Origin of the sequence: Saccharothrix sp. CB00851 (genome assembly GCF_001905065.1) — a bacterium.
Taxonomy (GTDB): Bacteria; Actinomycetota; Actinomycetes; order Mycobacteriales; family Pseudonocardiaceae; genus Actinosynnema.
In genome coordinates, this window is sequence record NZ_LWLC01000006.1 from 117,118 (window position 1) to 141,509 (window position 24,392).

The following is a 24,392-nucleotide window of genomic DNA, read 5'->3' on the forward strand; positions in this document are numbered from 1 at the left end:
TCAGCTCTCCACCGGCCGCGACGCCAGCCACAGCCGGTGCTCCCGGCTGATCGCCTCCTCGGCCTCCGCCACCGCCTCGGCCCACGACTCCTCGTCCGCGTCCAGCAGCTTCGCCCGCACCAGCACCAACTCGCGCGCCGCCAACGCGTACGCGGTCGCCTGGGACGCGTGCCGCCGCGTCGCCAGCCACGCCGCGCCACTCGCCACAACCGCGGCGAGGATGCCGGAGAGGTCGGTCTCCCAGTTGTTGAACGCTCGCGCCGCCGCGAGCACGATCGCGAGGACCTCGCCGACGATGAGCGCGATCCGCCACTGCATCGCCCGCCGGCGGTCGACCCTGGCCTTGTCCGTGTACCACCGCTTCTGCTCCTGGAGCCGGTTCTCCAGGTACGCCGCCCGGCGCCGCTCGAACGGCGACTCGCGCAGCGCGGTCATCGCGGCCGTGGCCGACGGGTCGTCGCTGTCCAGCGGCAGCCGCTCCTCGCTCTGCGCGACGACCTCGGCGACGCGCTCGGAGAACAGCGCCTTCGGCCGTGCCACGTCGGCCGAGAACGGCGCGCCGGCCACCGCGTACCGCCAGGCCAGCGTCTTGACCGACTCGGCGACCGCCCGCCCGGCGTACCAGTCGCGCTCGGGCTGCTGCGTCCACAGCAGGATCTCCACCACCAGCGCCACCGAGAACCCGGCCAGCGCCACGAGTCCCCACGGGTTGACGGTCCCGTCGCCCCAGCCCAGCGCGCCGCCCACAGCTGCCGCGACGGCGCTGAGCAGCCTGATCCGGCTCCACATCAGCGCCAACCGCTGACCACGCCGCGACGTCCGCTCCGCGTCGTGGAAGAAGCCGGGTAGGTCGGCGTCGGTCATGCCCCTCCGTCCGTGGCGCGGCCCGGGATCACCACCCGCACCACGGCGTCCACCCCGGTGTCGGCGGAGACGATCCTCCCACCGGACGAGTCCCATACGCCCGAACGACCCGCCGCCGAGTCGTACCCCTCACCCGTCGACCCGGCGAAGCTCGCCATCGCCACCCACACGTCGTGCTCCACCGCGACCCGCCGGGCACGCTCGTCCAGCACGTCGGCCTGCCACGCGTGCTCCAACACGCCCGCCACGTACACGTCCACGCCCAACGCCGCGGTGTCCGCCGCGTGCCGCGGCACGCCGGTGTCCTTGCAGACCGCCAACCCGAGCCGCACGCCGTCCACCTCGACCACCGCGGGCGCGGCACCGGGGCGGAAGCGCGCCGGCTCCCCACCGCCGAGCCACACCTTCCGGTACGCCACCCGCACACCCGCGCCGGACACCTCCAGCACGCCGATGTACGGCCCGGCGACCGGCGCGCCCGCGAACGCCACCGACCCGGTCTCGGCGCACGCCTCCACCAAGGGCTCCACCAGCTCGAACGGCACCACCGGCGCGTCGAGGTGGTACCCGGTCAACGACAGCTCCGGGAACACCACGACCCGCGCGCCCGCCGCGCGCACCGCCTCCGCGTGCGCCGCCACGTTGGCGGCCACGTCGTAGGGGGTGCAGCGCGGCTGGGCGACGGCGATCGTGATCACTCCGCGGACTCTAACGGGGCACTTTCGCCCAGTCGACGTCCGAGGCCAGGTAGAAGCCGGTGTACGCGGGCTGGTTGTAGGCCGTCTGCTGGCGGGCCACGTCGACCCGGTACTGCGGGTCGTGCATCAGCGTGTAGAGCTTGTGGCCGGTGACCTCGGTGCTGAGGTGGATCCGCAGCGCCGAGCTGTCCGCGGTGCGCACCACCAGCTCCTCGCGCCAGTCGCCGAGCACGTCCGCGACCAGCGCCGGGTTGCCCTTCGTGCCGTTGTTGGTGCGGGTGCCCTCGGCGGTCAGCAGGGTGCCGCGCCGCCAGTCCTTGATCGTCGGCGTCACCTCCTGCGCGCCGTCCACGACCTGCGTGGTCAGGTCCGCCGCCCAGCGGATGCTCGCGTTCGTGCCGGGGATCGCCGTCGACAGCGGACGCCCGTCCGCCGACCACAGCCCGGCCGCGTTCGAGCCGCCCGGCAGGGACGCCCACGTCTCCAACCCGGGCTCGGCGGGCAGCACGTCGCCGACCATGCCGCGCCCGGTGTCCCGGCCGGTGTAGCCGCCGTAGACCACCTCGCCCGTGGCCGCGTCACGCAGCGCGTAGCCGTAGGGCGCGAACGTCCCGCCCTCGTGCACCATGTAGATCTCCATGCCCGGCCGGGCCGGGTCGATGTCGGTCACGTGCAGCGCGTCGCCGTGCCCGAGCCGCTCCACCGCGCCGGGGTTGGCGCTGCCCGGCGGCATCACGGCCTTCGAGTGGTAGAGCACCGACCCGTCGTGGTCGAGGGTGGAGGCACCGTAGACGATCTCCTGCTTGCCGTCGCCGTCCACGTCCGCCGCGCTCAACGAGTGCGCGCCCTGCGTGGCCAACCCGCCGTGCGTCGGCGACGTGCCGTCCTTGCCGTGCACCGGGAAGTTGAACGGGTTGCTCATCGGCACCCAGCCGCTGTCCACGAACCAGTCCTTGACCAGCTTGCGGCCGTTCCACCGGTACGCGGCGACCGTCGTGCGCGTGTAGTAGCCGCGGGCGAAGACCGCCGACGGCCGCTTGCCGTCCAGGTAGGCGACACCGGCGAGGAACCGGTCCACCCGGTTGCCCGGCTCGATCCGGCCCAGCGCGTAGTCGCCCCACATCAGCCCGTCGTCGTGCCGTCCCGGCTCGTACCGCACGGTCTCCAGCTCACGGCCCGACTTGCCGTCGAACACGGTCAGGTACTCGGGGCCGTCCACGATGAACCCGGCGAACGCCCGGAGGTTGTTGCGCGCGCTGCGGCTCGGGGCGTACACGTCGATGAAGTGGTCGGCCAACGCGCGGGCGTCCACCTCGGACAACGGGTAGGCGTAGCGCGGTTCGACGCCGAACGCCTGCTCCAGCGTCGCGGGCCACCGCCCCGCCACCACCTCGGGGTGGGCGTGCCAGCCCTGGAACATCTCCACCAGGTGGTCGTAGTAGCCGGCGGCGCTGAGCCGGTAGTCGTCCCGGTGCGAGTACCCCGCGCGCACGTCCTCGCGCGGCATCGTCACGTACCGCTCGGACACCGCATTGCCGTGCCGGTCGTACGTCGTGACCTTCGACCCCGGCGCGGTCTTCATCATCATCTCCGAGCGGCCGTCGCCGTCGAAGTCGTAGACCAGGAACTGCGTGTAGTGCGCGCCGGAGCGGATGTTCACGCCCAGGTCGACGCGGTGCAGCAGGGTGCCGTCGAACCGGTAGGTGTCGACGTAGGTCGGCCCGGTGTAGCCGACCTGGGAGACGTCCTTGGAGTTGGACGGGTCCCACTTGACCACGTACTCGTAGCTGCCGTCGCCGTCCACGTCGCCGACGCTGACGTCGTTGGCCGAGTACGTGTACGCCTCGCCGGCGGGCGTCACGCCGTCGGCGGGCTTGCGCAGCGGCAGGTCGTAGGACCCGCCCGCCCACGGCGACACGGGCTTGCTCGCCTCGCCCTCCCGACCGCGGACCACCGGCGCCACCCGGTACTCCGAGCCGCCCTCCGGGTCGAGGTAGTTCGTGCTGTCGGTGACCGTGGCGATGCGGCGGCCGTCGCGGTAGACGGCGAACGCCGGACCGGCCAGGCCGGTGGCGGTGTGGCCGGTGGCCTCGTGGCGCAGCAGCCGCCAGCTCAGGAACACCCCGCCGTCGGTGCGCGCGGCGACCAGGCCGCGGTCGAGGCGTTCGAGCCGGGGGCCGGCGGGCGACGCCGAGGCCGGGGACGTGCTCAGGACGAGCGCTAGGGCCGCCAGGACGGCGGGCAGGGGTCGGGCGCGGGTCATCGGCTGCCTCCAAGGAGCGCGGCGTTGCGCGAGGTGCGTGACGACGCCACACGATGAACCGTTTCAAACCGAAAGGCAAGAGCGGAGGGCGGCGGGGTCTCGGCGGCGGAACGCGCGTCTTGACGCGGTGATGGGGCTCACCTAGGGTGGTTGAACCGATTCAACCCAGGAGAGGGTGATGGGACGATCGGGTACGCATGCCTGGTGGTCGTGTTGACAGGGGCGCAGGCGTTCGCCGTGGGGCGCCGGTGACGCCGCGGGTGGTGCTCGCCGGGGCGGGCGGTTACGGGCGGCTGTACCTGCGGGAGATCGCCGCGCTGGAGGCCGAGGGCTTGGTGCGGCTCACCGGTGTGTGCGAGGTGAACCCGCTCGACGCCGGGGCGCGGCGGCTCATCGGCGACCGGCCGGTGTCCGCCGACCTGTCGACGTTGATGCGCGACGCCGACATCGGCATCGTGTCCACTCCCATGCACACGCACGTGCCGCTCGCGCACCGCGTGCTGGACGCGGGCGCGCACCTCCTGCTGGAGAAACCGCCCACGCCCACCCTGGCCGACTGGCACGACCTGGTCGACCGGGCCGAGGGCAGGGTGGTCCAGGTAGGGTTCCAGGCCCTCGGCTCGCACGCCGTGCACCGGCTGGCCGAGGTCATGCGGTCCGGGGCGTTGGGTGAGATCCGCGGCATCGGTGTCCGCGGCACGTGGTCGCGTGACGACACCTACTACACCCGTGCGCCGTGGGCGGGCCGACGCGCGCTCGACGGCGTGCCGGTGGTGGACGGCGCGTTGACCAACCCGTTCGCGCACGGCATCGCGACCGCGTTGGCGCTGGACGGCGCCACGGGTGTGGACGACGTGCACGACATCGAGCTGGAACTGCTGCGCTCCCGCGACATCGAGGCCGACGACACCTCGTGCCTGCGGTTGCGCACCCGCAACGGCACGGTCGTCGTGGTGGCGGTGACGCTGTGCGCCGAGGTCGCCCGGGAACCCGTGCTGGTCGTGCACGGCAGCCGCAAGCGGGCCGAGCTGCACTACACCGAGCACCGGCTGGTGATCGACGGCATCGAGGAGCGCCACCGGCGCGACTCACCGCTGCGCAACCTGCTGGACCACCTCGCGGACCCCGCCGTGCCGTTGCACGCGCCGCTGGCCGCGACCGGGGCGTTCATGCGGGTGCTGGAGGCGGTCCGCACCGCGCCCGACCCGGCACCGATCGACCCGGCGTGGCTGCGGCGCAACGGCAGGCGGGTGGACGTCGACGGCGTCGACCACGTGGTGGCCCAGGCCGCCGAGCACCTGCGCACGTTCGCCGAGCTGGAGGTGCCGTGGTCGCCGCTGGGCGGTGTGGCCCGGTACGGCTGGGACGACGTCGAGCTGCCGCTGGTCGTGCCGCGGCCCGCGCTGCACCCCGTGCGCACGCTCGGCGGGGTCGTGGTCACCGGCGAGCACCCGGACGACCACCCGTGGCACCGGGGCATCGGCCTCGCCCTGCCCGATGTCAACGGGGCCAACCTGTGGGGCGGTCGGAACTACGTGCCCGGCCAGGGGTACGTGCCGGGTGAGCTGGGCCGGGTCGAGGAGGCCGGACCCGGTGAGCTGGCGTGGTGCGACTCGGCGGGCGCGGTCCTGCTGCGGGAACGCCGCTCGGTCCGCCGCCGTCCGGTGACCGGCGGCTGGGAGCTGGAGTGGACCAGCGTGCTCACCGCCGAGCGCGACGTGGTGCTGCACAGCCCCGGCAGCAAGGGCCGCGAGGGCGCGGGCTACGGCGGCTGGTTCTGGCGGCTGCCCGACCTCGACCCGCTGTCCGTGCGGGTCTTCAGCCCCAACGGCGCGGGCGAGGCGGAGGTCAACGGCCGGACCGCGCCGTGGCTGGCGGTGCAGGTCGCCGACCCGGTGCGGCCGTGGACGGCCGTGGTGTCCGGTCCGACCGACCCCTGGTTCGTGCGGGTCGGCCAGTACCAGGGCATCGGGTCGGCGCTGGCCTGGAGCGCGCCGGTGGTGCTCGAACCCGGCCAGGACCGGGAGATCACCGTCCGGGTGGCGTTCTACGACGGCCTGCGCACACCGTGACGGGCACGGGTAGCCCAGACCATTGACAAGCGTTGTGGCACAACCATAGCGTCTGTGTGAAACGTTTCATTTTCCGGAGGTCGGCGTGCGACGTGTCTGCTTCCTGCTCCGGGTGCGCCCGGAGCGGCTGGAGGAGTACCGGGAGCGGCACCGCGAGGTGTGGCCGGAGATGCGGGAGGCGCTGCGGGAGACCGGTTGGGGCAACTACAGCCTCTTCCTGGCCGACGACGGGCTGCTCGTCGGCTACCTGGAGACCCCGGACTGGGACGCCGCCCAGCGGGGCATGCGCGACCGCGAGGTGAACGACCGGTGGCAGGCCGAGATGGCCGAGTTCTTCATCGCGCTGGACGGCAGGCAGCCGGACGAGGCCATGAGGCCGCTGACCGAGGTCTTCCACCTCGACTGAGCAGGTAAGGAGTCCGAAGTGGACACCAACACAGGAGCACCCGGCCGTGGTGCCGTGGCGCGGGCCCTGGCCGGGCAGCGCATCGAGCTGCCGTCCTGGGCGTTCGGCAACTCCGGCACCCGGTTCAAGGTGTTCGCGCAACGCGGTGTGCCGCGCACGCCGCACGAGAAGGTCGCCGACGCGGCCACCGTGCACCGGTTCACCGGCGTGGCGCCGTCGGTGGCGCTGCACATCCCGTGGGACGAGGTGGACGACTACGCCGAGCTGGCGAAGTTCGCGCGGGACCAGGGCGTGTCGATCGGCACGATCAACGCCAACGTCTTCCAGGACGACGCGTACGTGCTGGGCAGCGTGTGCTCGCCCGACCCGGCGGTGCGCCGCAAGGCGGTCGACCACCTGCTGCACTGCGTCGACATCATGGACGCCACCGGCTCGCGCGACCTGAAGCTGTGGTTCGCCGACGGCACCAACTACCCCGGCCAGGACAGCATCCGGGCCCGCCAGGACCGGCTCGCCGAGGCGTTGCGGGAGACCTACGCGCGGATCGGGCCGAACCAGCGGATCCTGCTGGAGTACAAGCTGTTCGAGCCCGCCTTCTACACCACCGACGTGCCGGACTGGGGCACGGCGTACGCGCACTGCCTGGAGCTGGGCGAGCGGGCGCAGGTCGTGGTCGACACCGGTCACCACGCGCCGGGCACCAACATCGAGTTCATCGTCGCGGTGCTGCTGCGCGCGGGCAAGCTGGGCGGGTTCGACTTCAACTCCCGCTTCTACGCCGACGACGACCTGATGGTCGGCTCGGCGGACCCGTTCCAGCTGTTCCGGATCATGGTCGAGGTCGTGCAGGGCGGCGCGTTGGCGGTCGAGTCGGGTGTGGCGTTCATGCTCGACCAGTGCCACAACATCGAGCCGAAGATCCCCGGCCAGATCCGGTCGGTGATGAACGTGCAGGAGGCCACCGCCAAGGCGCTGCTGGTCGACCGGGAGGCGTTGATGGCGGCGCAGCTGGCCGGTGACGTGCTCGGCGCGAACGCCGTGCTGATGGACGCGTACAACACCGACGTGCGGCCGCTCGTGGCGTCCGTGCGCGAGGGCATGGGGCTGGACCCGGACCCGATGGCGGCCTACGCCCGGTCGGGGTACGGCGAGCGGATCGTGGCGGAGCGGGTCGGCGGCGAGCAGGCGGGGTGGGGCGCGTGACCGCCGACGGAGGGGGCAATCGGACAACCGCCGCCGGAGGGGGCAATCGGACAACCGCCGCCGGAGGGGGCAATCGGATGAACGACCAGGTACAGGCACTGCTGGCCCGTTCGCACGAGCTGGGCGCGGACCCGGCGACGACGAACTACGCGGGCGGCAACACCTCGGCCAAGGGCGTGGAGACCGATCCGGTCACCGGCGCGCCGGTCGAGCTGCTGTGGGTGAAGGGCTCGGGCGGTGACCTGGGCACGTTGACCGAGCGCGGCCTGGCCGTGCTGCGGCTGGACCGGCTGCGCGCCCTGGTCGACGTCTACCCCGGCGTGGACCGCGAGGACGAGATGGTCGCCGCGTTCGACTACTGCCTGCACGGCAAGGGCGGCGCGGCGCCGTCGATCGACACGGCCATGCACGGTCTGGTGGAGGCCGCGCACGTCGACCACCTGCACCCGGACGCCGGTATCGCGCTGGCCGCGGCGGCGGACGGCGAGGCGTTGACCAAGGAGGTGTTCGGCGACCGGGTGCTGTGGGTGCCGTGGCGGCGTCCCGGTTTCCAGCTCGGCCTGGACATCGCCGCGATCGCCCGGGAGAACCCGCAGGCCATCGGCGTGATCCTCGGTGGCCACGGCATCACCGCGTGGGGCGCGACCTCGGCGCAGTGCCACGAGCGGTCCCGGGAGATCATCCGGCGGGCCACCGAGTACCTGGCCGCGCGCGGCAGGCCGGACCCGTTCGGCGTGAAGCTGCACGACCCGCTGCCGGCCGCCGAACGCCGGTCCCGTGCCGCCGCGCTGGCGCCGCTGCTGCGCGGCCTGGCCTCGACCGACCGCCCGCAGGTCGGCCACTTCACCGACTCGGACGTGGTGCTGGACTTCCTGGCCCACGCCGAGCACCCGAGGCTGGCCGCGCTGGGCACGTCCTGCCCGGACCACTTCCTGCGCACCAAGGTCAAGCCACTCGTGCTCGACCTGCCGCCGACCGCGCCGCTGGACGAGGTGGCGGCCCGGCTGCGCGAGCTGCACGAGGCCTACCGGGAGGACTACCGCGCCTACTACGAGCGCAACGCGGCACCGGACTCGCCGCCGATGCGCGGCGCGGACCCGGCGGTCGTGCTGGTGCCGGGCGTCGGCATGTTCTCCTACGGCAAGGACAAGCAGACCGCGCGGGTGGCGGGTGAGTTCTACGTCAACGCGATCAACGTGATGCGCGGCGCCGAGTCGGTGTCGAGGTACGCGCCGATCGACGAGGCGGAGAAGTTCCGCATCGAGTACTGGACGCTGGAGGAGGCCAAGCTCCAGCGGATGCCCGCACCGAAACCGCTGGCGACCCGGGTCGCCCTGGTGACCGGCGCGGGCTCGGGCATCGGCAAGGCCATCGCGCTGCGGCTGGCCGCCGAGGGTGCGTGCGTGGTCGTCGCGGACGTCAACGCGGACGCGGCGCGGGCCGTGGCGGACGAGCTCGGCCCGGACACGGCGGTGGCCGTGGTCGCGGACGTGACCGACGAGGACGCGGTCACGGCGGCCGTCGGCGAGGCGTGCCTGGCGTTCGGCGGGGTGGACCTGGTGGTCAACAACGCGGGCCTGTCGATCTCCAAGCCGCTGCTGGAGACCACGACCCGCGACTGGGACCTCCAGCACGGCGTGATGGCGCGCGGGTCGTTCCTGGTCGCGAAGGCGGCGGCGAAGGCGATGGTCGAGCAGGGGATGGGCGGCGACATCGTCTACATCGCCTCCAAGAACGCCGTCTTCGCCGGGCCGAACAACGTCGCCTACGGCGCGGCCAAGGCCGACCAGGCCCACCAGGTCCGGCTGCTGGCCGCCGAACTGGGCGAGCACGGCATCCGGGTCAACGGGGTCAACCCCGACGGCGTGGTGCGCGGGTCGGGCATCTTCGCCGGCGGCTGGGGCGCGAAGCGCGCCGCGGTGTACGGGGTGCCGGAGGAGGAGTTGGGCGCGTTCTACGCCCAGCGGACGCTGCTCAAGCGGGAAGTCCTGCCCGAGCACGTGGCCAACGCGGTGTTCGCCCTCACGGCGGGGGAGCTGTCGCACACGACCGGCGCGCACATCCCGGTGGACGCGGGCGTGGCCGCCGCGTTCCTGCGGTGACCGGCCATGATCGACCCGGGATCGGGGGTGAAACGATTTAACGCAGGCCGGGGCGGGCTAGGATGAGAAGCGCGTCGTGCCGGACGGGGAACGGTACCGGCCGATAGAGTCCAGCTTCTTCACACCTTCAGTCCGCCGAGGAGGCGCGGTGGGGTCACCGGTGAGCATCCGCGACGTGGCGACGCGCGCGAAGGTGTCCGTCGGCACGGTCTCCAACGTCCTGAACCGTCCCGAGGTCGTCGCACCGGCGACCCGGGACCGGGTCATGGGCGCGATCGAGGAGCTGGGCTTCGTCCGCAACGACGCCGCGCGCCAACTGCGCTCGGGCACACCGCGCGCCATCGGTCTCGTGGTGCTCGACGTGGGCAACCCGTTCTTCACCGACGTCGCCCGCGGTGTCGAGGACACCGCGAGCGAGGCCGGGCACGCGGTGATCCTGTGCAACAGCGACGGGTCGACGCAGCGCGAGTCGCGGCACGTGGAGCTGTTGGCCGAGCAGCGCGTGCACGGCGTGCTGATCACGCCTGTGGACACCGACCTGGCCGCGGTGCGCAGGCTGCGCGAGCGGGGCATGTCCGTGGTGCTGCTCGACCACCCGACCGCCGACCCGGGGCTGTGCGCCGTGGCCGTGGACGACCGGGCGGGTGGCGAGCAGGCGGTCACCCACCTGCTGGCCGAGGGTTACGAGCGGATCGTGATGGTCAACGGCCCGTCGCACGTCCACCAGGCCCGCCAGCGGCACGAGGGCGCGGTGGACGCGGTGCGCAAGTCGGGCCGGGACGCCGGCGTGCTGGAGGAGCTCAAGGTCCCCGCGCTCAACGTGGTGTCCGGGCAGCGCGCGGCCGAGCAGCTGCTGGCCCGGTCGGTCCGGCCGGACGCGGTGTTCTGCGCGAACGACCTGCTCGCGCTCGGTCTGCTGCAGGTGCTCGTGCGCGCCGGCGTGCGCGTGCCGGAGGACATCGCCATCGTCGGCTACGACGACATCGACTTCGCCGCCGCCGCCGCGGTGCCGCTGACCTCCGTGCGCCAGCCGCGCCAGCTGATCGGCCGCACGGCCGCGGAGCTGGTGATCGCGGAGACGATGACACCGGGCGAGCACGAGCACCAGCACGTCCTGTTCGCGCCGGAGCTGGTGGTCCGGGAGTCAAGCCGCCGGGTGCAGCGGAACAGGCGGCGCCCGAGGTGAGCAGCGGTTCTTGAACCTTTTCAGCCCGATTATCCCCAGCTAGTCGGGCTGGTCAAACCCATCGGAACCAGCCTTGATGAATCGTTTCATCCTTGACAGTGGCTCCGTGGTGGTGCTGTCATGTGGCGGGCGAGGGGCGTTGCCCGGCTCACGACTGGGAGCGCTCCCAGAAAATCTGCGACGAAGGAGCAACGGTGCTCACCAACTCGTTCAGAGTGCGCGCGATCGCCGCCGCTACGGCGATCAGCGCGGTGACCGGAGGCCTGCTGGTCGCCGGGGTGGCCTCGGCGGCCCCCGGCTGCGGGGTCGACTACGTGGTGCAGAACAAGTGGCAGGGCGGGTTCACCGCCAACGTCACGGTCAAGAACCTGGGTGATCCGGTCGACGGGTGGACGTTGGCCTGGTCCTTCCCCGGCTCCGAGCGGTTCGGCCAGGGGTGGAACGCGACCTTCAACGCCTCCGGCGCGAGCGTGACGGCGTCGAACGTGGACTGGAACAGGTCGATCCCGACCGGCGGCACGGCGTCGTTCGGCTTCAACGGCACGATGACCGGCGACGCGGTGGGGGTGCCCACGTCGTTCACGCTCAACGGCACCACGTGCACGGGCACCGTCGATCCGACGACGACCACCACGTCCACCACGACTTCGACGTCCACGTCGACCACCACGACCACGACCACCACGCCGGACCCGGGTACGGGCGATCCGACCGGCCGCAAGCAGGTCGAACGGCTGGACCGCGGTGTGATCAGCGTCCGGTCGGGCAGCGGCAACCTGGTCAGCTGGCGGCTGCTGGCCGGCGACCCGCAGAACGTCGGGTTCAACGTGTACCGGGGCGCGACCAAGCTCAACTCCTCGCCGATCACCTCCTCGACGAACTACCTGGACAGCGGTGCGGCGGCGGACGCCTCCTACACCGTCCGCGCCGTGGTGAACGGGGCCGAGCAGCCGGCGTCGCCCGCCTCGCTGGCGTTCGGCTCGGGCTACCGGGACGTGCCGATCCAGTCGCCGGGCACCGGCTACAGCGCGAACGACGCGAGCGTCGGTGACCTGGACGGTGACGGCGACTACGAGTTCGTGCTCAAGTGGGACCCGGACAACGCCAAGGACAACTCGCAGTCCGGCGTGACCGGGAACGTCTTCATCGACGCCTACCGGCTCGACGGCACCCGGATGTGGCGGATCGACCTGGGGCGCAACATCCGGGCGGGTGCGCACTACACGCAGTTCCAGGTGTACGACTACGACGGTGACGGCAAGGCCGAGGTCGCGATGAAGACGGCCGACGGCACGCGTGACGGTCGTGGCACGGTGATCGGCAACGCCTCCGCGGACCACCGCAACTCCGGCGGCTACATCCTGTCCGGCCCGGAGTTCCTGACCATGTTCAACGGTCAGACCGGTGCGGCGATGTCGACGGTGAACTACGACCCGCCGCGCGGCAACGTCTCGTCCTGGGGTGACAGCTACGGAAACCGGGTGGACCGGTTCCTGGCGGGCACGGCGTACCTGGACGGCGCCCGGCCGTCGCTGATCATGGCGCGCGGGTACTACACGCGTGCGGTGATCGCGGCGTGGGACTTCCGCGACGGCGCGCTGGTCAAGCGGTGGACGTTCGACAGCAACAACCAGTCGGGGTACGCGGGGCAGGGCAACCACTCGTTGAGCATCGCCGACGTGGACGCCGACGGCCGTGACGAGATCGTCTACGGCGCGGCCACGATCGACGACAACGGCCGCGGCCTGTGGACCACCGGTCTCGGGCACGGCGACGCCGGGCACGTGGGCGACCTCGACCCGTCACGGCCGGGCCTGGAGTACTTCAAGGTCTCCGAGGACTCCTCGAAGCCGGGTTCCTGGTTCGCCGACGCCCGCACCGGTCAGCGCCTGTGGACCACGGCGTCGGGCAGCGACAACGGCCGCGGCGTGTCCGGTGACATCCACCCGGGCAGCGCGGGCGCGGAGTCGTGGTCCAGCGCCGACAGCCAGCTGCGCAACCCACGTGGCACGGGTATCGGCCGCAAGCCGTCGTCGGCGAACTTCCTGATCTGGTGGGACGGCGACCCGACCCGCGAGCTGCTCGACCAGACCCGGATCGACAAGTACGGCACGAGCGGCGACACCCGGCTGCTCACCGGTTCCGGTGTGTCCTCGAACAACGGCACCAAGGCCACCCCGGCGCTGTCGGCCGACCTGTTCGGCGACTGGCGGGAGGAGGTCGTGTGGCGCACCTCCGACAACCGCGCGCTGCGGATCTACGCCACCCCCCACCAGACCGACCGCCGCATCCCCACGCTGATGCACGACACCATGTACCGCGTCGCCGTCGCATGGCAGAACACGGCCTACAACCAGCCGCCGCACCCGAGCTTCCACATCGGCAATGGCATGGTCACCCCGCCGTGGCCGGACGTGCACTACGCCGGCTGACCTCTTCGCACAGATCACGTTCCGTGGCCGTGGCCTACCTCACTCGGGGTAGGCCACGGTCCGTTCGGGGTGTGAGCCGGACGGCGAGCGGGTACCAGTCCGGGGATCGAGGGAGGTCACACCATGGGCAAGCACAGACTGGGCCAGTCCGAGGGCCGTCAGTGGGGCGGTCCGGACCTGGTCAACGGTGCTGAGGAGGCGTTGGGCCGGTCGGACGGCGAGCAGTCCGAGCCCGCGGCGGAGCGCGTGGAGGACGACTAGAAGTCGAGGTCGGGGTCTTCGTCGACCGTGCGCAGCGGCGTGACGGTCGGGTGACCCCCGGCCAGCAGCGCGGCGTCGGTGCCGGGTGCGAGGTCGTCGTCCACCAGGACGGCGGCGAGGCTGATCGTGCCGTCGTCGCTGTCCTTGATCCTGGTCCGCACCGCGCCGAACTCGGCGAGCCCGGCCCGCTTCGGCTCACCCACCTCGGCGCGGTTGGGCACGTTCAGGTTCAGCACCGCGCCGACCGGCAGGGCCGCGACCCGGTCGAACAGCCGCGACGCGACCGCGACGGCGGTGTCCCAGTGGTGCGGCACGTCCAGGTCGAGACCCACGTCCAGCGACACCGCCAGGGCACGCGCGCCGTTGACGGCGGCGGTCAGGGCCGCGCCGACGGTGCCGGAGTGCAGCACCGCGCGGCCGACGTTCGCACCGCGGTTCACGCCGGACAGCACGATGTCCGGCGGGTCGCCGAACGCGCCCTGGGAGGCGACCAGGGCGATGAAGGCGGGGTGCGCGGCGACCGCGTAACCGGGCACGTCGGGCAGTCCGGGCAGCTCACGCCGTTCGACCCGGACGCGGCGGTCGTCCTCGGCGGCGGTCAGGCCCGCGCTCGTGCCGCTGGACTCGCGTGCGGGCGCGGCCACCACCGTCGTCCACCCGTGCGCGACCGCGCCACGCGCCAAGGCGGCCAGACCGGGCGAGTCGATGCCGTCGTCGTTGGTGATGAGGACCCTCACGCCGCCTCCCACGGGCGCAGCCGCACCCGGTCGACCAGCCCGCGCACCACGTCGCCGCTGCCGGTGCCGAGCCCGTGCCTGGTCACGTTGACCGTGCCCGCCGCCGCGCCGAGCTTCAGCGACTCCTCCAGGGAGTGGCCCAGGGCGAGCCCGGCGGCCAGCCCGGCGGTCATCGAGTCGCCGCCGCCGCGCGTGTCGACCGGGCTCAGGTCGGGCGTCTCCACCAGGTAGAACGTGCCGTCGAGGCACGCCAGCGTCTCCTCGGCGGCCCGGGACACGACGACCGCGCTCGCACCGGACTCGGCGACCTTCCGGCAGCCCTCGACCAGGTCGGGCAGCGAGTCGGACGCGGCGAGCCCGTCGGACACCAGCTCCTCGTGGCTGACCTTCACCACTTCGGGCCCGCCGGCGAGCGCGGCGGCGAGCCGGTCACCGGACAGGTCCACGATCACGCGGCAGCCGTTGCCGCCGAGGTCCGTGGCGAGCCGTTCGTAGACCGAGTCGGGCACCGGTGTGTCGTGCTCGGCGGGTCCGCTGAGCACGGCGACGCCCGCGTTCAGGGCCTCGATCAGCGTCATCTCGTACAGGTCGTCGAGCTCGTGGCGGGACAGCGCGTCGGCGGGCATCCGCACCACCTGGTCGCGCGCGCCGTCGCGCCGGTCGTGCACGTACCCGCCGTTGCGGGCCGCCACCTCGCGCACCTTCAGCTCGACCCCGATCAGGTGACGCAGCACCTGCCCGGTCTCACCGCCCAACGCCGAGCACAGCACCACCTCGGCACCCAGGGACTCGATCATGCGCGACATCCACACGCCCTGCCCTCCGGCGTGGATGTGGATGTCGGGCGTACCGTCCAGCTCCTCCACCGTCACCGTCAACTCCGGTGACGGCGCGAACACCGCTACTCGACCGGCCATACCGGACACCTACCCGTTTTGCCGTGATCGAATCACCCGGCCGGGGTCGTCACCGGGCGGGCAGGCGTGGTTCGGCCAGCCAGGCGCGGAAGAACGCGGTCAGCGGTTCGGTGGCGTGGCGCTGGGCCAGTGCCACGAAATCGCTCGTCGTCGCGGTGCCGTGCCGGTGGACGTCGGTCCACGCGCGGAGCACGCCGAAGAACGCCGCGTCGCCCAGGCGGGCGCGCAGGCCGTGCAACGTGAGCGCGCCCCGCTGGTAGACGCGGTCGTCGAACAGGTTGGCCACGCCGGGGTCGCCGATCCGGAGGTCCTGAGGCGACCGGGCCAGGCGGGCGTGGGCCCGTTCGGCGTGCGCGGCGGCGGTGGGGCCACCGGAGCGTTCCGACCACAGCCACTCCGCGTAGCAGGCGAAGCCCTCGTTCAGCCAGATGTCGCGCCAGTCGGCCAGACCGACGCTGTTGCCGAACCACTGGTGCGCCAGCTCGTGCGCGACCAGCCGCTCGTGGCCGCGCTTGCCGTCCACGTGGTTGGCGCCGAACACCGACAGGCCCTGCGCCTCGACCGGCACTTCGAGCTCGTCGTCGGTCACCACGACCTGGTAGGCCCGGAACGGGTAGGGCCCGAACAGCTCCTCGAACACGTCCATCATCCGGGGCTGTCGGGCGAAGTCGTGCCGTGCGGCGCGCAGCAGCCGCGCGGGCACGGCCACGTCCTGGCCGTCGGCCAGCGGCAGCCGTTCGTACCGCCCGATCTGCACCGACGCCAGGTACGTGGCCATCGGCTCGGCCTGCTCGTAGACCCACGTCGTGCTGCTACCGCTCGTGCGGTGGTCGACCGGCACGCCGTTGGCCAGCACCGTGTACGGCGACGGCGCGGTGACCGAGAGGCGGTACGCGGCCTTGTCGCGCACCAGGTCGTTGCACGGGAACCAGGACGGCGCGCCGATCGGCTGGCTCGCCACCAGCGCGCCGTCGGCGAGCTGGTCCCAGCCCAGCTCACCCCAGTGCCGGGAGCGGACCGGCCGCGCCACGCCGGAGTACCGCACCTCGACGGTGAACGGCCCGTCCACCGGCCGCGCGGGGCGCACCCGCAGCTTGCCGCCGCCGTGCACGTGCCGGGCGGGCCGGCCGTCGACCAGGACCCGGTTCACCGTCAGGGTGCCGAAGTCCAGCACCAGCCGCGCGCACGGGCCCGCGGCCACGGCGGACAGCGTCGCCCGCCCGGCCAGCCGACCGGTGTGCGGCTTGTAGTCCAGCTCCAGGTCGTAGTGCGCGACCCGGTAGCCGCCGTCACCGTGGTCGGGCAGGTACGGGCCGGTCATCGCCAGGCGGAGATCGGGTTGCCCAGCCAGCGCGTGCCCTCCGGCACGTGCTCGCCGCGCATCACCAACGACGCCGGTCCCACGGTCGCGTGCGCGCCGACCGTCGCACCCGGCAGCACGATCCCGTGCGGGCCGAGCGTGGCGCCGTCGACCAACTCCACCTGGTCCATGCGCAGGATCCGATCATGGAACAGGTGGGTCTGCACCACGCACCCCCGGTTCACCGTCGCGCCGTCCCCGAGCCGCACCAGGTCCGACTCGGGGAACCAGTACGACTCGATCCACGTGCCGCGCCCGATCCGCGCGCCGAGCGACCGCAGCCACGCGGCCATCACCGGCGACCCGCCGGCCCGACCGACCAGCCACGGCACCGCCAGCACTTCGACGAACGTGTCCGCCAGCTCGTTGCGCCACACGAACCCGCTCCACAGCGGGTGCTCCCGCGCCCGGAACCGGCCCACCAGCAGCCACTTCGCCGCCGCCGACACCGCGCACGCCACCACACCCGCCGCGAGCAGCACCGGCCCGGCGAGCAGCGGTCCGACCTCGCGGATCGCGAACAGCACGCCGACGACCAGCGCCACGTGGCACATCACCGGCACGACCCGGCACAGCTCCACCAACGCCCGTGCCACGACCAGCCGCCGCGGCGGGTCGAACGTCCGGCTCTGGTCGCCCTCCTCCGCCGCGCGCGGCAGCTTCATCGGCGGCATGCCCAGGTACGAGCTACCCGCCTTGGCCCGCTTCGGCGTCGCCGACAGCACGCCCACCAGGCCCCGGTTGGGCACCGAACGGCCCGGTGCCGTCATGCCCGAGTTGCCCAGGAACGCGCGCTTGCCGACCCGCGCGGCGGCGATGCGCAGCCAACCGCCGCCCAGCTCGTAGGAGGCGACCATGGTGTCGTCGGCGAGGAACGCGCCGTCACCGATCGTGGTCATCTTCGGCAGCGCGAGCACGGTCGAGGCCTCCACCCGGCGGCCGACCCGCATCCCGAGCGCGCGCAGCCACACCGGCGTGAACAGGCTCGCGTACAGCGGGAACAGCGCGACCCGGGCGGTGTTCATCAGCCGTTCCGTGGTCCACGCCTGCCAGGCGACCCGGCTGTGCACCGGGTACGTCCCGGCCCGCAGGCCGAGGCCGAGCAGCCGCACGGACACCAGCACGAGCAGCGCGTACGAGCCGAGCCACGCGACCGTGGCCAGCGGGACGGCGAGCAGGGCCGAGCCGAGCGTCAGCGGCTCGCGCACGACCAGCAGCGCCGGGAGCACGGCCGCCGCGACCGGCAGCAGGCCCAACGCCGAGGTCGTCACCGCGTAGACCAGCTTCCACCACCACGAGCGCGGCGGGCGCGGACCCGGCCGGGCCGCCTTGCCGTGCCGCTGCGCCGGGACGCCCGCCCACCGCTGGCCGGTCGGCACCGAGCCGATCACCCCCGACCCGGGTGCGACCTCCGCCCGCTTGCCGACGCGGGCACCGGGGAACAGGGTGCTGCGGGCGCCGACGATCGCGCCCGCGCCCACCCGGATGCGGCCGACGTGCACGCGGTCGCCGTCGACCCAGTAGCCAGACAGGTCGACCTCGGGCTCGATCGCGCAGCCCTTGCCGAGCTTGAGCAGGCCGGTCACCGGCGGCGCGGAGTGCAGGTCGACGTCCGGGCCGACCTTCGCGCCCAACGCGCGGGCGTAGTGCGTGAGCCAGGACCCGGCGAGGTCGGTCGCGCCGCTGAACGCGGCCAGCCGTTCGGCGGTCCACAGCCGCAGGTGCGCGCCACCGCCGCGCGGGTACGTGCCGGGGCGCAGGCCGCGCAGCAGCAGCCGGGCGCCGCCCGCGGCGATCGCGACCTTGCCGGGCGGGCTGACGAACGCGAGCCACCCGGCGGCGATCCACCACCACGACACGGGGGTGGTGAAGCCGACGACGTTGCCGACCGCGGCCAGCGCCACCGACCACCGCAGGCCGACCAGGCTCATCAGCGGCACCAGCAGCAGCGACTGGACCAGGCCGGTGCGCCGTGGCGTCGGCGTGACCCGGCGGGTGGTGCCCTGGTGGCCGCCCAACTCGTCCAGCCGTGCGGCCAACGCGCGCAGGGTCGGGTGCTGGTAGACGTCGTTGACCGAGCCGGTGGGGTAGCGGGTCCGGATGGTGGAGACCAGCTGGGCCGCGGCGAGGCTGCCGCCGCCGTGGGCGAAGAAGTCCGCGTCCGGGCCGCCGACCCCGGTGCCCAGCAGCTCCGACCACTGCTCGGCGAGCCACCGCTCGGTGTCGGTGAGGTCCGTCGTCGGTGTGGCCACGTCCAGGGACGGCAGCGGCCACGGCAGCGCGGCCCGGTCGACCTTGCCGGACGTGCGGGTGGGCAGGGTGTCCACGGTCGCCAGCAGCGGCACGAGGGCGGCCGGCAGCGCGGTCCGCAGCCGGGCCAGCGCGTCGGCCTGGTCGAAGTCCTCGGCCGCGACCACGTACCCGACCAGCACCTGGTTGCCCGCTTTGGTGGTGCGCACCGCGGCGGCGGCACCGGCGACCGACGGCAGCGCCTGGAGCGCCGCGTCGACCTCGCCGAGCTCGATCCGCCGCCCGCCCAGCTTGACCTGCTCGTCGGCGCGGCCGAGGAACAGCAGGCCCTCGGGTTCGGCGCGGACGAGGTCGCCGCTGCGGTAGGCGCGGTCCCAGCCGAGTGCGGGCAGCGGCGCGAACTTCTCGGCGTCCTTGGCGGGGTCGAGGTAGCGGGCCAGGCCGACGCCGCCGATCACCAGCTCGCCGGAACCGCCCATCGGTACGGGTGCGCCGGTCGCGTCCACCACGGCCAGCTGCCAGCCGTCCAGCGGTAGCCCGATCCGCACCGGTCCCTCCCCGGTCAGCCGGGCCGCGCAAGCCACGACGGTCGCCTCGGTCGGGCCGTAGGTGTTCCACACCTCGCGGCCGTCGACGGCGAGCCGCTCGGCCAGCTCGGGCGGGCACGCCTCGCCGCCGAAGATGAGCAGGCGGACGTCGTCCAGTGCGTCCACCGGCCACAGCGCGGCCAGCGTCGGCACCGTGGACACGACCGTGACCTCGCGCTCGACCAGCCACGGGCCCAGGTCGAACCCCGTGCGGACGAGCGCGCGGGGCGCCGGGACCAGGCACGCGCCGTGCCGCCAGGCGAGCCACATCTCCTCGCAGGAGGCGTCGAAGGCGACGGACAGGCCCGCGAGCACCCGGTCGTCCGGTCCGATCGGGTCGTCGGGCAGGAACAGGCGGGCCTCGGCGTCCACGAACGCGGCGGCGGAGCGGTGCGAGACCGCGACGCCCTTCGGCTTGCCCGTGGAACCGGAGGTGAAGATGATCCACGCGTCGTCGTCGGGGGACGGGGACCCGACGAGGCCCATGGGCGTGGCGCGGTGTTCGAGCTCGTCGGCGATGACGGCGCACACGCCGGCTTCGGTGAACACGAGTTCGGCGCGCTCGTCGGGGTCGTCGGCGTCGACGGGCACGTACGCCGCGCCGGCGGTGAGCACCGCCAGCACGGCCACGTACAGGTCGACGGTGCCGGAGGGGACCCTGATGCCGACCCGGTCGCCGACGCCGATCCCGGTCGCGGCGAGCGCCCGGGCGCGTTCGGCGACCTCGTCCAGGAGTTCCCGGTAGGTCAGCGACGTCGTGCCGTCGTCCAGCGCGGGGGAGTGGGGGTGCCGACGCGTGGTCTCGGCCAGGACGTCGACCAGGGTGCGTTCGGCCGCGGCGGTTCCGGCGCGGAACAGCGCGGGAACCTCGACCAGATCAGGGAAACCGGTGTGGGAAGCGAGGGTCACCGGTGGGCACCGGTACAACGAAAACGCACTGTGAAGTCCTCCAGGAGAAGCCGCCGACGTGCGACTTTACCGGGGATTCACGTGCCCGTCGCGTCCGTGTGACCACGAGTGGGTGGTGTCACACCGTGGGTTCGGCCGGTTCAGTCCACAGTGGATAGACCGAGTTCTCTGTCCATCAAGGGTTTCACCTCGGTGTCGAGGAGTTCGATTGCCTCCGTCACGAGGTGGTGCGGTACACCCGACCAGTCCATCCGGTGCCCACCGAGATCCGCAGCCCTGTGCACGTTCCCAGTATAAGCGGTTCGCGAGCGTTTCCGAGTGGGCCACTAGCACTGGGTTTGATGGTTGTGTACGTTCACAGCACCTCGTCGGTCCAGGTCGCTCCACGATTCGGAGAACACCATGCGAGTCGGCTGTCCCCGCTGGTTGCGAACGGTGTCCGTGGTGCTGCTGGCGGCCGGTGTCCTGGTGACGCCACCCGCCGCGGCCGTCGCCGGGCCGGTGGAGGCGGGCATCGTGGTCCGTAAGGTGGAGAACCTGCCCACGGACTTCATCAACGGCGTCGATGTGTCCTCCGTGGTCGCCTTGGAGGAGTCGGGGGTCGTCTTCCGCGACACCGCCGGTCACCCGGCCGACCTCTTCGCCGTGCTCGCCCGGGCGGGCGTCACCGACGTGCGGGTCCGCGTGTGGAACGACCCGTACGACGCTCACGGCAACGGTTACGGCGGTGGGACGGTGGACGTCGCCCGCGCGGTCGGCATCGGCGCGCGCGCGACGGCGGCGGGGCTGCGGGTGCTGGTGGACTTCCACTACTCCGACTTCTGGGCCGACCCCGCGAAGCAGCAGGCGCCGAAGGCGTGGGCGGCGCTGTCCGTGGCGGAGAAGGCCGACGCGGTGAGCCGGTTCACCACCGACGCGCTCCAGCGCTTCCGGGCGGCGGGCGTGGACGTGCGCATGGTGCAGGTCGGCAACGAGACCAACAACGCGGTCGCGGGTGTGACCGGGTGGGACGGCATGGCGCGGATCTTCGCCGCCGGGTCGGCGGCCGTGCGCACGGTGCTGCCGGGCGCCCTCGTCGCGCTGCACTTCACCAACCCCGAGTCGAGCGGCCGTTACGCGGGTTACGCGCGGGAACTCGCGGCGCGCGGGGTCGACTACGACGTCTTCGCGTCCAGCTACTACCCGTACTGGCACGGCACGCTCGCCAACCTGACGTCGGTGCTCAAGCACGTCGCCGACACCCACGGCAAACAGGTCGTGGTCGCGGAGACCTCCTGGGCCCACACGCTGGCCGATGGTGACGGGCACGGCAACGTCATCGACCTGCCGTCGGAGGCGACGCAGTACCCGGTGAGCGTGCAGGGCCAGGCCACGGCGGTGCGCGACGTGATCCAGGCGGTGGTGGACGTCGGTGCGGCGGGCATCGGCGTCTACTACTGGGAACCGGCGTGGTTGCCGGTCGGGCCGCCGTCGGCGCTGGAGGCGAACAAGCTGCTGTGGGAGCGGGACGGCTCGGGTTGGGCGTCGAGCTTCGCGGGTGAGTACGACCCGCACGACGCGGGCGCGTGGTTCGGCGGCTCGGCGTGGGACAACCAGGCCCTGTTCGCCGCCGACGGCAAACCTCTGGAGTCGTTGCGCGTGTTCGCCTACGCGCGGACCGGCGCCGTGGCCCCGCGCGAGGTGACCGGGGTGGAGCCGGTGACGCTGACCGTGCCGGAGGGCTCGCCGGTCACCCTGCCGGGGACGGTCACCGTCACCTACAACGACGGTTCGGCGGAGGAGCAGGCCGTCACGTGGTCCGGCGCCCGGGAGTGGATCTCCGGTCCCGGCTCCTACCGGGTGAGCGGCGTGACCGCGTCCGGGCACCCGACCTCCGCCGCCGTGGTGGTCGCGCGGCCCAACCACCTCCGCAACCCCGGCTTCGAAGCCGAGGACACCGGCATGTGGGAACGCGGCGGAACAGGCGTCACGGTCCGCGCGACGGACGATCCGCACAGCGGGGAGCGCTCCACGCACTTCCACTCCGGCGAGCCCTACGCCTTCACGGTGTCGCAACGCGTGGACGGCTTGGCGGCGGGCTCGTACGTGGCGCGTGCCGCGCTGCAAGGAGACGGCGAGGACGCGGCGAGCGAGGTCCGGCTCGTGCTGACGACCTCGTCCGGCGCGTCGCAGGCCGTCCCCTTCGCGTTGACCGGCTGGCGGAACTGGTCGACGCCGACGACCGGCGCCGTCGAGGTGCCCGCCGGCGGCTCGGCCACCGTCACCGTCGCGGCGACCCTGTCCGGTGGCGCGTGGGGCACGATCGACGACCTGGAACTCGTCCGCCACCTGCCGCCGGGCGCGGACACCGGTCCGCTCGACGCGCTGGTCGCCCGCGCCGGGCGGATCAACCGCGACGCGTTCACCGACGCCTCGCTGGCGGCACTCGATCAGGCCGTCGAGGTGGCGCAGGTCGTGCTGGGCGCGCTCGCGCCGGCCACCGAGCAGGTCGCGGCTGCCGTGCGGCGGTTGGACGACGCCTTCGACCGGCTGGTCCTCGCGGGCGAGGTCCCGGTGCCCTCGGTCGCGCCGGTGTCGGTCGCCGTGGTCGACGGCGAGCCGGTCCGGTTGCCCGGTGTGGTCACCGTGACCACCCACGACGGCATCGTCGAGGAGCAGCCGGTGACCTGGTCGTCGGCGGTGGAGTGGATCGCGGGCGCCGGCGCCTACCCGATCCGCGGCACCACCGGCTCCGGTCTCGCGGCGAGCGCCACCGTGACCGTGACCGACCGCAACTGGCTGCACAACGGCGGGTTCGAGGACGCGGACACGTCGATGTGGACGATCGACGGGCCGGGGGCTCGCGTCGAGGACACCGACAACGCCGCCGAGGGCTCGCGGGCGGTCTCCTTCTGGCACGACTCCGCGTACGCGTTCACGCTGACGCAGCGGCTGTCCGGCCTCCCGGCCGGTGAGTACGTGCTGTCGGCCGTGACGCAGGGCGAGGGCGCGCACGGCACGCTGACCGTGGCGGCGGGGTCCGGCGGTTCGGCCGACGTGCCGCTGGAACTGGCGGGTTGGCGGGAGTTCCGGACGGGCACGACCGCGCCGGTCGCCGCGGACGGTGAGCTCACCGTGTCGGCGGCGTTCTCGCTGGGCGCCGGCGCGTGGGGCTCGATCGATGACCTGCGGCTCGTTCGCGCCGGTGCGGCGGACGTGGACACGAGCGGGCTCACGGCGGCCCTGGCCGGGGTGGAGGGGATCGACCGCGCCCGGTACACGCCCGAGTCGGCCGGGACGCTCGTCGCCGCGATCGAGCGGGCGCACGTCGTGCTCGCCGCCGACCGGCCGTCCCGTGCCGCGGTGGACGGCGCACGCCGGGCCCTCGACGAGGCCGTGGCCGATCTGATCGCCCTCGACGACGCCCGTCAGGTGCCGGCGGCCGGTGCCCTGTCGCACGACAACGGCTGGGACACCGGGCTCCAGGACGGCACGTACACCGTGCGGATGAACCTCTGGTGGGGCGAGAACGCCACCGCGTTGCGGCTCTACGAGAACGGCGTCCTCATCGCACGGGTGCCGCTGGCGTACGGCGGTGTCGCGGCCCAGTCCGCGAGCGTGCCGGTGTCGGGCAAGTCCGACGGCACCTACGTCTACACCGGTGAACTGGTCAACTCCCAGGGCCGCACCGCCGTGCGGCCGGTGACGGTCGTGGTGACGCGGGCCGCCCCGGCGAAACCCTCGATCAGCCACGACAACACCGACCGCGACGGCGACTACCGGGTCACCGCGAACCTGTGGTGGGGCACGAACGCGACGGCGTACCGGTTCTTCGAGAACGGCGTGCTCGTGGCGGAGGGCCCACTCGCGGCCGCGACTCCGCGGGCGCAGCGGGCCGAACTGCCCGTCACCGGCAAGGCGACGGGCTCCTACCTCTACCGCGCCGAGTTCGTCAACGCCGCGGGTGTGAGCACCAGCGGCGATGTCCGGGTGGATGTCCGGTCGTAGCGACCGGGACCTGTTGACCATCGTGATGTTGCGGCCGCCGCCGGACACCCAGCCGCCCTGGCTCGCGATCGTGACCGGTCGTGCCTGCCTGGACGGCCACTGTCCACACCGAACCCCCGTTCTGGCAGGCGGCCGGGCCGACCACGCGCGTGGTCGGC

The 24,392-nt window shown here is 73.0% G+C and carries 15 protein-coding genes; 8 read left to right on the plus strand and 7 right to left on the minus strand.

Going from position 1 to position 24,392, the window contains the following annotated elements; all coding sequences use genetic code 11:
• Genes A6A25_RS08600 through A6A25_RS46225 form a run of 3 tightly spaced genes read right to left on the minus strand, consistent with a single transcriptional unit; the run spans window position 1 to window position 3,825 of the window.
• Complete coding sequence (locus A6A25_RS08600) at window positions 1-864, minus strand: DUF4231 domain-containing protein (RefSeq protein WP_073887450.1); 864 nt, start codon at window positions 862-864, stop codon at window positions 1-3.
• Entirely contained in the window at window positions 861-1,562 is a 702-nt protein-coding gene (locus tag A6A25_RS08605; protein ID WP_198932615.1) for a carbon-nitrogen hydrolase family protein, read from the minus strand. Before A6A25_RS08605 ends, A6A25_RS08600 begins: the two co-directional genes overlap by 4 nt.
• Before the next feature lie 10 nt (window positions 1,563-1,572).
• Complete coding sequence (locus tag A6A25_RS46225) at window positions 1,573-3,825, minus strand: rhamnogalacturonan lyase (protein ID WP_073887451.1); 2,253 nt, start codon at window positions 3,823-3,825, stop codon at window positions 1,573-1,575.
• Between the two features lie 248 nt (window positions 3,826-4,073).
• Between A6A25_RS46225 and A6A25_RS43890 the strand changes: the two genes are divergently transcribed.
• The 7 genes from A6A25_RS43890 (at window position 4,074) to A6A25_RS43895 (ending at window position 13,487) form a co-directional block, all read left to right on the plus strand.
• The gene (locus A6A25_RS43890) at window positions 4,074-5,897 is read left to right on the plus strand and encodes a DUF6807 family protein (RefSeq protein WP_241828553.1); all 1,824 of its coding nucleotides are present in this window, start codon (window positions 4,074-4,076) and stop codon (window positions 5,895-5,897) included.
• A gap of 85 nt (window positions 5,898-5,982) precedes the next feature.
• Window positions 5,983-6,303, plus strand: coding sequence for an L-rhamnose mutarotase (locus tag A6A25_RS08620; protein ID WP_073887453.1), 321 nt, complete (start codon window positions 5,983-5,985; stop codon window positions 6,301-6,303).
• Between the two features lie 18 nt (window positions 6,304-6,321).
• Window positions 6,322-7,506, plus strand: a complete 1,185-nt coding sequence (rhaI, locus tag A6A25_RS08625) for an L-rhamnose isomerase (protein ID WP_073887454.1) — start codon at window positions 6,322-6,324, stop codon at window positions 7,504-7,506.
• A 77-nt stretch (window positions 7,507-7,583) separates the two neighbouring features.
• Entirely contained in the window at window positions 7,584-9,608 is a 2,025-nt protein-coding gene (locus A6A25_RS08630) for a bifunctional rhamnulose-1-phosphate aldolase/short-chain dehydrogenase (protein ID WP_073887455.1), read from the plus strand.
• A gap of 148 nt (window positions 9,609-9,756) precedes the next feature.
• The gene (locus A6A25_RS08635; protein WP_073887456.1) at window positions 9,757-10,794 is read left to right on the plus strand and encodes a LacI family DNA-binding transcriptional regulator; all 1,038 of its coding nucleotides are present in this window, start codon (window positions 9,757-9,759) and stop codon (window positions 10,792-10,794) included.
• Window positions 10,795-10,988: 194 nt separating this feature from the next.
• The gene (locus tag A6A25_RS08640) at window positions 10,989-13,226 is read left to right on the plus strand and encodes a rhamnogalacturonan lyase family protein (protein ID WP_073887457.1); all 2,238 of its coding nucleotides are present in this window, start codon (window positions 10,989-10,991) and stop codon (window positions 13,224-13,226) included.
• 123 nt (window positions 13,227-13,349) lie between these two features.
• Window positions 13,350-13,487, plus strand: coding sequence for a hypothetical protein (locus tag A6A25_RS43895; protein WP_158073698.1), 138 nt, complete (start codon window positions 13,350-13,352; stop codon window positions 13,485-13,487).
• Here the strand turns inward: A6A25_RS43895 and surE are convergent.
• From surE to A6A25_RS08660, 4 genes are read right to left on the minus strand one after another with little or no spacing between them, the layout of a single operon-like run.
• Window positions 13,484-14,224: a 5'/3'-nucleotidase SurE gene (gene surE / locus A6A25_RS08645; RefSeq protein ID WP_073887572.1), complete on the minus strand. Its 741-nt coding sequence runs from the start codon at window positions 14,222-14,224 to the stop codon at window positions 13,484-13,486. The genes A6A25_RS43895 and surE overlap by 4 nt on opposite strands.
• On the minus strand, window positions 14,221-15,141 hold the full coding sequence (locus tag A6A25_RS08650) for a PfkB family carbohydrate kinase (protein ID WP_073887458.1): 921 nt from the start codon (window positions 15,139-15,141) through the stop codon (window positions 14,221-14,223). The genes surE and A6A25_RS08650 overlap by 4 nt, the downstream gene beginning before the upstream one ends.
• 49 nt (window positions 15,142-15,190) lie before the next feature.
• Entirely contained in the window at window positions 15,191-16,462 is a 1,272-nt protein-coding gene (locus A6A25_RS08655) for a M1 family metallopeptidase (RefSeq protein WP_073887459.1), read from the minus strand.
• A complete protein-coding gene (locus tag A6A25_RS08660; protein ID WP_073887575.1) occupies window positions 16,459-20,247 on the minus strand; it encodes a Pls/PosA family non-ribosomal peptide synthetase in 3,789 nt (1,262 codons plus the stop codon). Before A6A25_RS08660 ends, A6A25_RS08655 begins: the two co-directional genes overlap by 4 nt.
• Before the next feature lie 435 nt (window positions 20,248-20,682).
• On the opposite strand from A6A25_RS08660, the gene A6A25_RS46230 reads away from it, so the two are divergent.
• The gene (locus A6A25_RS46230; RefSeq protein WP_073887460.1) at window positions 20,683-24,234 is read left to right on the plus strand and encodes a glycosyl hydrolase 53 family protein; all 3,552 of its coding nucleotides are present in this window, start codon (window positions 20,683-20,685) and stop codon (window positions 24,232-24,234) included.
• The last annotated feature ends 158 nt before the right edge of the window (window positions 24,235-24,392 follow it).

Excerpts from the sequence above, each read along its gene's own strand:
- A6A25_RS08600 (WP_073887450.1), bottom strand. The coding sequence starts at position 864 with ATGACCGACGCCGACCTACCCGGCTTCTTCCACGACGCGGAGCGGACG.
- A6A25_RS46225 (WP_073887451.1), bottom strand. The coding sequence starts at position 3,825 with ATGACCCGCGCCCGACCCCTGCCCGCCGTCCTGGCGGCCCTAGCGCTC.
- A6A25_RS08630 (WP_073887455.1), top strand. The coding sequence starts at position 7,584 with ATGAACGACCAGGTACAGGCACTGCTGGCCCGTTCGCACGAGCTGGGC.
- A6A25_RS43895 (WP_158073698.1), top strand. The coding sequence starts at position 13,350 with ATGGGCAAGCACAGACTGGGCCAGTCCGAGGGCCGTCAGTGGGGCGGT.
- A6A25_RS08650 (WP_073887458.1), bottom strand. The coding sequence starts at position 15,141 with ATGGCCGGTCGAGTAGCGGTGTTCGCGCCGTCACCGGAGTTGACGGTG.
- A6A25_RS08655 (WP_073887459.1), bottom strand. The coding sequence starts at position 16,462 with ATGACCGGCCCGTACCTGCCCGACCACGGTGACGGCGGCTACCGGGTC.